Source organism: Streptomyces olivochromogenes, from assembly GCF_001514115.1.
In the GTDB taxonomy this organism is placed as follows: domain Bacteria; phylum Actinomycetota; class Actinomycetes; order Streptomycetales; family Streptomycetaceae; genus Streptomyces; species Streptomyces olivochromogenes.
This window is the reverse complement of record NZ_KQ948473.1, coordinates 99,277-109,097: the sequence shown is the minus strand read 5'-3', so window position 1 is coordinate 109,097 and position 9,821 is coordinate 99,277. Positions and strand designations below refer to the sequence as shown.

At 71.3% G+C, this 9,821-nt stretch carries 9 protein-coding genes and 1 tRNA gene; 4 read left to right on the top strand and 6 right to left on the bottom strand.

Annotated features, from left to right (window positions below):
* From AQJ27_RS41465 to AQJ27_RS41450, 4 genes are read left to right on the top strand one after another with little or no spacing between them, the layout of a single operon-like run.
* The gene (locus AQJ27_RS41465) at positions 1-1,293 is read left to right on the top strand and encodes a M18 family aminopeptidase (protein WP_067381020.1); all 1,293 of its coding nucleotides are present in this window, start codon (positions 1-3) and stop codon (positions 1,291-1,293) included.
* A gap of 40 nt (positions 1,294-1,333) precedes the next feature.
* Positions 1,334-2,056 carry a thioesterase II family protein gene (locus AQJ27_RS41460; RefSeq protein ID WP_067381017.1) on the top strand — a complete coding sequence of 241 codons (723 nt, stop codon included), beginning with the start codon at positions 1,334-1,336 and terminating at the stop codon, positions 2,054-2,056.
* A 13-nt stretch (positions 2,057-2,069) separates the two neighbouring features.
* Positions 2,070-2,927, top strand: coding sequence for a mycofactocin-coupled SDR family oxidoreductase (locus AQJ27_RS41455; RefSeq protein ID WP_235613792.1), 858 nt, complete (start codon positions 2,070-2,072; stop codon positions 2,925-2,927).
* A gap of 40 nt (positions 2,928-2,967) precedes the next feature.
* Positions 2,968-5,478: an amino acid adenylation domain-containing protein gene (locus AQJ27_RS41450; RefSeq protein ID WP_067381015.1), complete on the top strand. Its 2,511-nt coding sequence runs from the start codon at positions 2,968-2,970 to the stop codon at positions 5,476-5,478.
* Between the two features lie 34 nt (positions 5,479-5,512).
* Here the strand turns inward: AQJ27_RS41450 and AQJ27_RS41445 are convergent.
* The 6 genes from AQJ27_RS41445 to ehuB all read right to left on the bottom strand — a co-directional run bounded on the left by AQJ27_RS41445 (position 5,513) and on the right by ehuB (position 9,785).
* Positions 5,513-5,586, bottom strand: a tRNA-Lys gene (locus AQJ27_RS41445).
* Between the two features lie 102 nt (positions 5,587-5,688).
* Entirely contained in the window at positions 5,689-6,447 is a 759-nt protein-coding gene (locus tag AQJ27_RS41440; protein WP_067381012.1) for an IclR family transcriptional regulator, read from the bottom strand.
* Between the two features lie 216 nt (positions 6,448-6,663).
* Positions 6,664-7,407: an ectoine/hydroxyectoine ABC transporter ATP-binding protein EhuA gene (gene ehuA / locus AQJ27_RS41435; RefSeq protein ID WP_054235582.1), complete on the bottom strand. Its 744-nt coding sequence runs from the start codon at positions 7,405-7,407 to the stop codon at positions 6,664-6,666.
* A 76-nt stretch (positions 7,408-7,483) separates the two neighbouring features.
* Positions 7,484-8,134: an ectoine/hydroxyectoine ABC transporter permease subunit EhuD gene (gene ehuD / locus AQJ27_RS41430; protein ID WP_067381009.1), complete on the bottom strand. Its 651-nt coding sequence runs from the start codon at positions 8,132-8,134 to the stop codon at positions 7,484-7,486.
* Positions 8,131-8,859: an ectoine/hydroxyectoine ABC transporter permease subunit EhuC gene (gene ehuC, locus AQJ27_RS41425; protein ID WP_067381006.1), complete on the bottom strand. Its 729-nt coding sequence runs from the start codon at positions 8,857-8,859 to the stop codon at positions 8,131-8,133. The genes ehuD and ehuC overlap by 4 nt, the downstream gene beginning before the upstream one ends.
* On the bottom strand, positions 8,856-9,785 hold the full coding sequence (ehuB, locus tag AQJ27_RS41420; RefSeq protein ID WP_067381003.1) for an ectoine/hydroxyectoine ABC transporter substrate-binding protein EhuB: 930 nt from the start codon (positions 9,783-9,785) through the stop codon (positions 8,856-8,858). Before ehuB ends, ehuC begins: the two co-directional genes overlap by 4 nt.
* Positions 9,786-9,821: the final 36 nt, after the last annotated feature.

Sequence of the window (9,821 nt, the reverse complement as noted above, 5' to 3'; positions counted from 1 at the left end):
ATGTCCCCCACACATGACCGCAGTCACAGCGACGATCTGCTCTCCTTCGTCCGCTCCAGCCCCTCGCCCTACCACGTGGTCGCGAACGCGGCCCAGCGCCTGGAGAAGGCGGGCTTCCAGGAGCTGCGCGAGACGGACGACTGGACGGCCGGTGCCGAGGGCGGCCGGTACGTCGTCCGCGCCGGAGCGCTGCTCGCCTGGTACGTCCCCGCGGGCGCCCCGGCCCGCACCCCGTTCCGGATCGTCGGAGCCCACACCGACTCCCCGAACCTGCGGATCAAGCCCGAGCCCGACACCGGCTCCGCGGGCTGGCGGCAGATCGCCGTGGAGATCTACGGCGGCGTCCCCCACAACACCTGGCTCGACCGCGACCTCGGCATCTCGGGCCGGCTGACACTGCGCGACGGATCCAGCCGCCTCGTCTGCCTCGACCAGCCGCTGCTGCGCGTACCCCAGCTCGCCATCCACCTCGACCGCAGCGTCAACGAAGGTGTCGCGCTCGACGCGCAACTGCACATGACCCCGCTGTGGGGCCTCGGCCCCACCCGGCCCGGCGCCCTGCTCGCCCGGGTCGCCGCCGAGGCGGACACCGACGTCGCCGAGGTCCTCGGCTGGGACCTGATGCTGCACGACATCCAGCCGCCCGGCTACCTCGGCGCCGACGAGGAGTTCCTCGTCTCACCGCGTCTGGACAACCAGATCTCCGTACACGCGGGCGTCACCGCGCTGGTCGCCGCCGCCACCGCCGCCCGGCCGCCCGCCCACATCCCGGTGCTCGCCGCCTTCGACCACGAGGAGGTCGGCAGCGGCTCCCAGTCGGGCGCCCAGGGCCCCCTGCTGGAGCGGGTGCTCGGCCGGTCCGTCGCCGCACGCGGCGGCAGCGCCGAGGACTTCAACCGGGCCCTCGCCGGGGCCTTCTGCGTCTCCGCCGACATGTCGCACGCCGTGCACCCCAACTACGCAGAACGCCACGACCCGGACCACCACCCCCTCCCCAACGGCGGACCCGTCGTCAAGGTCAACGTCAACCAGCGGTACGCCACCGACGGCACCGGAGTCGCCGCCTTCGCCGCGGCCTGCGAGCGCGCCGAGGTGCCCTGGCAGCCGTTCGTCTCCCACAACGCCATACCGTGCGGCACCTCGATCGGCCCCATCACCGCGGCCCGGCTGGGAGTCGCCACCGTCGACGTGGGCGTACCGGGGCTGTCGATGCACTCCGCGCGGGAGCTGTGCGGGGCGCAGGACCCCGGCCTGCTGGCCCGGGTCCTCACCGAGTTCGTCACCACGGGCTGAGCACCGGCCTCTTCGTATCCGGAACCGAGACTCGGGAGCGATGTCAGCAGTGGAAGAGACCCACCTCGTCTGTCTGCCCTTCGCCGGGGCGGGCGCGTCCTTCTTCAAGCCGTGGCAGGACCGGGCACCGGCGGGCGTGAGCGTCCTGCCGGTGCAACTCCCCGGCCGCGAGGAGCGGTTCGTGGAGGAACCCCACACGGACGCGGTACGGGCGGCCGCCGAGGCGCACACCCTGCTGACCCGGCAGCTCCCGGAGGGCGCGCGGGTGGCGGTGTTCGGGCACAGCCTCGGCGCGGTGCTCGGCTTCGAACTGGCGCACCGGCTGGAGGCAGACCCCGGCGTCCGCCTCGACGCCCTCGTCGTCAGCGGCGCGCCGGGCCCGTGGACCGGCCGCGCGGACCGCGCGAGCGGTCTGCCCGACGCGGAGTTCCTGGCCCGGGTGCGCACCTTCGCGGGGTACGCGCACCCGGTCCTGGAGCACCCGGAGATGCGTGAGCTGCTGCTCCCGCTGCTGCGGGCCGACGTACGGATGCACGAGACGTACCGGCCCGCCTCCGACCGCCCGCTCGCCGTCCCGGTCCTCGCCCTGCGCGGCCGCGACGACGAGCTGGTGAGCGCGGCCGAGGCCGCCGAGTGGTCCCGCGCCACCGCCGGGAAGCTCACCACGGCGGAACTGGACGGCGGCCACATGTACCTGACGGAGAACCCGGGCGCCCTCCTGCGCCTGATCGGAGCCGAACTCCGCGCCGGACGCGCGCGGTGAGCCGGGTGGATCGGTGGGACCGGTGGGACCGGTGAGCCCGGGCGGTCCGAGGCTCTCGGGCAAGGTCGCCCTCGTCACCGGGGCGGCCCGCGGCATCGGCCGGGCGACCGCCGTCGCGTTCGCCCGCGAGGGCGCCGATCTGATGCTCGTGGACATCGCGGCGGACCTTCCGGGTGTGCCGTACCCGCTGGGCTCCGAGAGCCAGTTGGCGCACACGGCGGAGCTCTGCCGGGAGACGGGCGCCGCCGTCCGTACGGCCCGGGTCGACGTACGGGACCTGGCCGCGGTGGAGACGGCGGTGAAGGAGACGACGGCCCGCTTCGGACGGCTCGACGTCCTCGTCAACAACGCCGGGATCGCCGCGCCCTCCGGCCGGGCCGCCCACGAGATCGAGGAGCACGAGTGGCAGCTGATGCTGGACGTGGACCTCTCCGGGGCCTGGCGCACGATCCGCGCGGCGGGCGCCCTGATGACCGCGCGGGGCGCCGGCTCGATCATCAACATCGCCTCCACGGCCGGTCTGGTCGGCTACCGCCACTTCGCCGGGTACGTCGCCGCCAAGCACGGCCTGATCGGCCTGACCAAGGCGGTCGCCCTCGACTACGCGCCCCGCCGGGTCCGCGTCAACGCCATCTGCCCCGGCTCGGTCCGCGACGACCCCCGCGTGGAGGGCCGGATGCTCGCCGAGATCGCCCGCGCCCTGGACGTGCCGGTCGCCGAGCACGAGCAGACCTTCGTCCAGGCCCAGCCCATGAACGCCCTCGTCGAACCGGACGACGTCGCCACCGCCGCCCTCTGGCTAGCCTCCGACGAGTCCCGCCAGGTGACCGGCACCGTCCTCACCGTCGACGGAGGCTTCTCGGCCCGCTAGGCCCTGTCCGGCACCCTTGCCCACGGTTGGAGACTTGAACGTGACGTGTCACGCCCTCGCCCTCCGCGTTCCGGCGTCCGCCGATCCCGGGCCCGTCCTCGACGCGGCCGTACGTGGCTGGTGGCCCGAACTACCTGACCGCTGGCCGGTGTTGTGGCACGACGAGGTGCCCGCGCGGTTCGCCGAACACCGTCTGCGGGCCGAACTGCACCGGCCCGTCACCGAGGGGGGTCCCGCGTTCCGCGCGGTCTTGTTGCGGTACGAGGACGGGGGCGCCCATCTGGTGTTGGTGGCGCACCACGCGCTGCTGACCCCGGGCGTGCTCCAGGACATCGCCCACGTCCTGCTCGGCCACCGCCCGGCCACCGAAGTGACTGTTCCCCTCGGCTGCGACAAGCCCCCGAAAGGCCCGCACAGGCCCCGTATCGACTGGGCGACGGGCGAGGAGGGGGCCGGTGACCGGACGGGCGTGGTCACCGTCCCGGTACCGGCCGGGGCCCCTGCCGCGGCCCTGGTCCTCGCCCGCTACGAGCACCGCGACCCGGGGGACGGACTCCCCGCGTACGCCACGGTCCTCGACGAGGTGGGCCCGGTGGACCCCACCTTCAGTCACCGACTCCCGTTCCAGTCGGCCCCCTTCCCGCTCACTCTCGTCCCGCGCGGCACCACCGTCGAGCTGCACCACCAGCTCCGGCACATCGACGAAGCCTCCGCCCGGGCCTTCGCCCGCCACCTCACCCACGTGCACGCTCAGCTGGGCCACCGCCCCCTCGCGGAGATCGAACTGATCCCCCACGAAGAGGCGGAGCGCCTGCTCCCGCCGCCCGCCGGCATACCCCGGCCCGCTGTTCCCTCCCGTATCGACACCGCCTTCGACGCCCGCGCCGACCGCCACCCCGACGCCCCCGCCCTCACCCACGACGGCACCACGACGACGTACGGGGCACTGCGCGAGCGCGCCGAGCGGCTGGCCGCCGGACTGCGCGCCGCCGGGGTCCGCCCCGGTGACCGGGTCGGTGTCCGGCTGGAGCGGGGCGCCGACCTGGTGGCGACGATGCTCGCGGTGCTGAAGGCGGGCGCGGCGTACGTACCGATGGATCCGGCACACCCCGAGGAGCGCCTGGACCGCACGGCGCGCGACGCGGACGTACGGCTGGTCGTCCGTGACACCGCGCCCTACCTCGGCGCCGCGCGGACCGACCGGCCGCGGAACCGCACACCGCGGGACCTCACCCCGAAGGATCCCGCCTACGTCATCCACACCTCAGGTTCGACCGGCCGCCCCAAGGGGGTCGTCGTCCCCCACGCCAATGTCCTCGCCCTCCTCGACGCCACCCGCGAGGACTTCGCCCTCACCGCCGCCGACACCTGGACGTTCTTCCACTCCGCCGCCTTCGACTTCTCGGTGTGGGAGATCTGGGGCGCCCTGCTGACCGGCGCCCGGCTGGTGGTCGTGGACCACTGGGTGGCGCGCTCGCCGGAGGACTTCCACGCGCTGCTCGTACGGGAGTCGGTGACCGTCCTCAGCCAGACCCCGTCGGCCTTCGGGCAGTTGCGGGCGGTGGACCGCGGCGCGAAGGAAGGGCTGTCGGTGCGGCTGGTGGTGCTGGGCGGGGAGGCGCTGGACACCCGGCCGCTGCTCGGCTGGTTCGACCGTCACCCGGAGGACCGCTGCCGCCTGGTCAACATGTACGGGATCACCGAGACCACCGTCCACGTCACCGCGGCGACCGTCACCCGGCGCGAGGCCCTGGCCGCCTCCCGCTCGGTGGGCCGCCCACTGCCCGGCTGGTCGGTGTCGGCGCGCGACGAGCGGGGGCGCCCGCTGCCGACGGGCGCGGCGGGCGAGATCTGGGTGGGCGGGGCCGGAGTCGCCCTCGGATACCTGGGGCGGCCCGAGCTGACGGCCGAGCGGTTCGTGAACGATCCGTACGGCCCCGGCCGGTGGTACCGCAGCGGTGACCTGGGGCGGCTGCGCGCCGACGGTTCACTGGAGCACCTGGGGAGGATCGACAGCCAGGTGAAGGTGCGCGGGTACCGGATCGAGCCGGACGAGATCCGGGCGGTGCTGCTGGAGGACCCGGTGGTCACGGCGGCGGCGGTGGTGCTGAGCGGGGACGCCTTCGAGGACGCGGCGGGGGTGCGGATCGACGCGTATGTCGTGGCCGACGGGGACACCGGCGACGTACGGCGGCGGGCCGCGCGGCTGCTGCCCGACCACATGCTGCCGACGACCGTCACCCGCGTACCCGTGCTGCCGCTGACCCCGAACGGCAAGCTGGACCGCGACCGTCTGCCGGCGCCGGAGAAGCCCGTTTCGGTGCCCGCGCCCACCGGAGACCTGGTGACGGCCCTCACAGGGGTGTGGGAGGAGATCCTCGGTGTCCCCGTCGGCCCGGACGACAACTTCTTCGAGCTCGGCGGGAACTCGCTCTACGCGATCCGTGTCGGCACCGCCCTGCGCGAGCGCGGGCTGCCCGCGCTTTCCATGCGGCTGCTCTACACGCATCCCACGGTCCAGGCCCTGTCGCTGGCCATGGCAGACGAATGAAGGCCCCTCACCAAGGGTGAAGGGCCTTCTTCTGTGCGCCGCCAGGGACTCGAACCCCGGACCCGCTGATTAAGAGTCAGCTGCTCTAACCAACTGAGCTAGCGGCGCATGACTCTCGCCTCCCGCTCCCGCGGTCGGCGACAAAAGAAATACTACCTGGTCCGGACGGGTGCTTCCGACCACCCAGGGCCTGATCCCGGAGAGCAGGTCCTAGATGGCCAGGGAGAGCAGGACGGGGGTGGCGCCGCGGTTGAGTGTGTCCGCGGCGCGGCGCAGGCGGTGGGCGTGTTCGACCGGGAGGGAGAGGGCGAGGCAGCCGACCGAGGAGCCCGCGGTGATGGGGACGGCCGCGCAGACCGTGCCGATCGCGTACTCCTGGAGGTCGAGCACCGGCACCGTGGCCGGCTGGGCGTCGAGCCGGGACAGCAGCAGCCGCTCGTTGGTGATGGTCCGCGAGGTGAGGCGGGCCATCTTGTGGCGGGAGAGGTGGTCGCGCCGGGCGTTCAGGTCGAGCTGGCCGAGGAGGCTCTTGCCGACCGCGCTGGCGTGGGCCGAGGAGCGGAAGTCCACCCATTCGTTGACCGCGGGGGTCGCGGGACCCTCGGCGCACTGGGTGACGTGCACCTCGCCGTCGATGTAGCGACTGATGTAGATCGCGGCGCCGACCGAGTCGCGCAGCCGGTCGATGGTCTGCTGAAGTTTCTCGCGCAGCGCCTGGTCGCGGCCGTGGGCGGAGCCCAGCCGGCCGAGTGCGGCACCGGCGACGTACGCGCCGTCGACGACCTGCTCGACGTACCCCTCCCGGCGCAGCATCCGCAGCAGCGTGGTCAGGCGCTCCGTGCCGAGGCCCGTCTGGCGGGCGAGCTCGACGTCGGTGACGCCGCCGGAGTGCCGGGCCACTGTCTCCAGGACGCGCAGGGCGTCCTGGGCCGAGTGGTACGGCGCGGTCGGCTCGTTCATCAGCGCCACGGTTTCCCCCTGCGCTTTTTGGGCCATCGTTCCGGACAGCTGAACTCCTCCACGATAACTGTCAAACGCTTGGTGGGGAGGGGCTGTTGGCGAGAAAGTCGGTGCGCTCCGGTTCGCTCAACAGGAGTGCGACACCCTGGCATATGCCGAGGTCATGGCTCAGTGGGCATGCCACGTGGTCCGGACCTCGTACCTTGTCGCGTTCACTTTTTGTAGTCACAGGATCGCGCTGAGGAATTCCCGGGTCCTTTCGTGCTCCGGATCGGTGAAGATCCGGTCGGGCGAACCGGACTCGATGACATGGCCGGAATCGAACATCAGCACCTGGTCCGAGATGTCGCGGGCGAAATTCATCTCATGGGTCACACAGAGCATCGTGATGTCGGTGGTGTGGGCGATGTCACGGAGGACGTCGAGGACGCCCGTGACCAGCTCGGGGTCGAGCGCGGACGTCACCTCGTCCAGAAGCAGCACCTGGGGCCGCATCGCCAGCGCCCGTGCGATCGCCACCCGCTGCTGCTGTCCGCCGGACAACTGACTCGGGTAGGCGTCGCACTTGTCCGCCAGGCCCACCATCTCCAGCAGCTCCCGGGCCCGCGCCTCGGCCTCGTCCCCGGACAGCCCGAGGACGGTGACCGGTGCCTCGGTGATGTTGCGGAGCACCTTCATGTTCGGGAAGAGGTTGAACTGCTGGAAGACCATCCCGATCTTCTTGCGGACCTCCCGGATCTGCTTCTCGGGGGCCGGGTGGAGCCGCTCACCGGCGACCGTGATCGTGCCCTCGTCGGGCTTGGCCAGGGTCATCAGCAGCCGCAGGATGGTCGTCTTGCCGGAGCCGGACGGGCCGATCAGCGTGACGTGCTTGCCGGAGTCGACGCGGAAGTCGAGGCCGTCGAGGACGGTGTTGTCCCCGAAGCGCTTGGTGACCTTGTCGAAACGGATCAGCTCGCCGCCGTCCACCGGCGGATTGGCCGTGTGGTCGGCCTTTTCTCCAGGGGCCGTGTCTGCGGGGGTCGCGGATGTGTCGAGGGGGGTGTCAGCGGACAAGACGTCGCTCCAGGGCTCGCAGAAGGAGGGAAGCGGGATAGGAAATGAGGATGAAGGCCACGCCGATGACCGTGAGCGGCTCGGTGAACTGGAAGTGCTCCTGCGAGTACAACCGCGCCTCACCGAGCATCTCCAGCACGGTGATCGCCATCAGCATCGGGGTGTCCTTGAGCATCGAGATGACGTAGTTGCCGAGCGCGGGCACCACCCGGCGGATCGCCTGCGGCAGGATCACCGCGGTCCAGGTGCGCCGCAGCGGCAGGTTGAGCGCCGTGGCCGCTTCCCACTGGCCGGCCGGCACGCCCTCGATACCGGCCCGGTAGACCTGCATCGTGTACGTCGAGTAGTGCAGCCCGATCGCGACGACACCGGTGGTCAGCGCGGAGAACGTGATGTTCCACTCGGGCAGCACGTAGAAGAGGAAGAACAGCTGCACCAGCAGCGGGGTGTTGCGGATGAACTCCGTGAGGACCCCGACCGGCCAGCGCACCCAGCGGGTCGGCGCGCGCATCAGCAGCGCCCACACCAGACCCAGGGCGAAGGAGATCACCGAGCCGAGCGCCAGCGCCTGCAGGGTGACCAGCAGTCCGTCCCAGAAGTGCGGCATGAAGTCGCGCACCGCGCCCCAGTCCCAGTTCATGCGGCACCTCCGCTCGCGGCTCCCACGCCGGTTGTCTGTGCGCGCTTGAGTTCACGCGCCGCCGCCTCCGTCCCGGGGTCCTTGCCGACCCCGGCCTTCAGCCGCTTCTCCAGTGCCCGCATCAGCCGGGTGATCACGAAGGCGATCGCGAAGTAGATCAGCAGGACGTACGCGTAGATCTCCGCGCTCTCCTGGAGCGCGAGCCGCACGAGGTTGCCGCTGAACGTCAGATCGCCCATGCCCATGATCGACACCAGGGCCGTGCCCTTGAGCAGTTCGACCAGCAGGTTGCAGAAGGAGGGGATCATCTCGGGCACCGCCTGCGGCAGCAGGATCAGCCGCATCCGCTGCCAGGGCGTGAAACTGAGCGCGATGCCGCCCTCGCGCTGGGCGGGGTCGACGGCGTTCAGGGCGCCGCGCACGATCTCACTGCCGTACGCCCCGTAGGTCAGCCCCAGCGCCAGCGTGCCCGCCCACATCGGGACGAGCTGCCAGCCGAAGGCGAGCGGCAGCACGAAGTACACCCAGAAGATCATGATCAGGGCGGAGGTGCCGCGGAACACCTCGGTGTAGAGGCCCGCGAGGAAGCGGACGATCCACCGCCGCGAGGTGCGCGCGACACCGACGGCGAACGAGACGGCCCCGGCCACCAGCGAGCTGAGGAACAGCAACTGGACGGTGACCCAGACACCTTTGAGTACGAGTTCCCAGAGTCCCGAGGTCATCCGCGGCAGAGCTCCTTCGCGGTCATGTCGGTCATCTCGGCCCGGGTGAACCCGAAGGGCCGCAGAATGCGGAACAACTCCCCACTGGCCTTCAGCTTCTTCAGTTCCACGTTGAAGGCGTCGCGCAGCCGCGTCTCGGCGGAACGGAACGCGAAGCCGCCGCCGTCGACGTGCGGCTTGCCCTTCACCAGGGGCGTGAAGGGCTTCGTGCTCTCGGCCTTGCGGGACTTCCTGGCCACCTCGCGCGTGGTCAGCGCGGTCCCGGCGAAGACGTCGACACGTCCTGCCTCGACCGCGTTCAGCCCGGCCACCTGATCCGGCACGATCAGGATGTCGCTCTCCTTGTACCCGGCCTCGACGGCGTACTGGATCTCGGCGTATCCGGTGCCGGTCGCGAACCTGGCCTTCTTCGCCACGACGTCCTTGTAGTCGTGCAGGCCCTTCGGATTGCCCTTGCGCACGATGAAGGCGTCCAGCATCTGGTAGTCCGGATCGGCGAAGACGACCTGCTGACAGCGTTCCGGGTTGATGTACATCCCCGCGGACACGACGTCGAACTGCTGCGAGTTGAGCCCGGGAATGAGCGAGCCGAACTCGGTCGGCACGGGTTGCACCCGGTCGACGCCCAGCCGCTTGAAGATCACCTTGGCGAGTTCGGGCGCCTCGCCGGTCAGTTCACCGTTCTTGTCGATGTAGCCGAACGGGATCTCACCGGCTATGCCCAGCCGTACGACGCCCTGCGCCTTGAGCCGGTCGAGGAGATCACCGCCGTTGTCGGACGCGGTGGCGACCCGGGTGCAGCCAGCGGCGCCCAGCGCGCCGACGGCACCGAGCGCGGAGACACCCGCGAGCAGCGACCGCCGACCCGGACTTCGCTTCTGCGCGTCGGTCCCGTCATTCCCGTCATTCCTGAGTGGTGGAGCCATGGCCGCGCGGCTACCCGAGGGCATGCGAAGTATTCG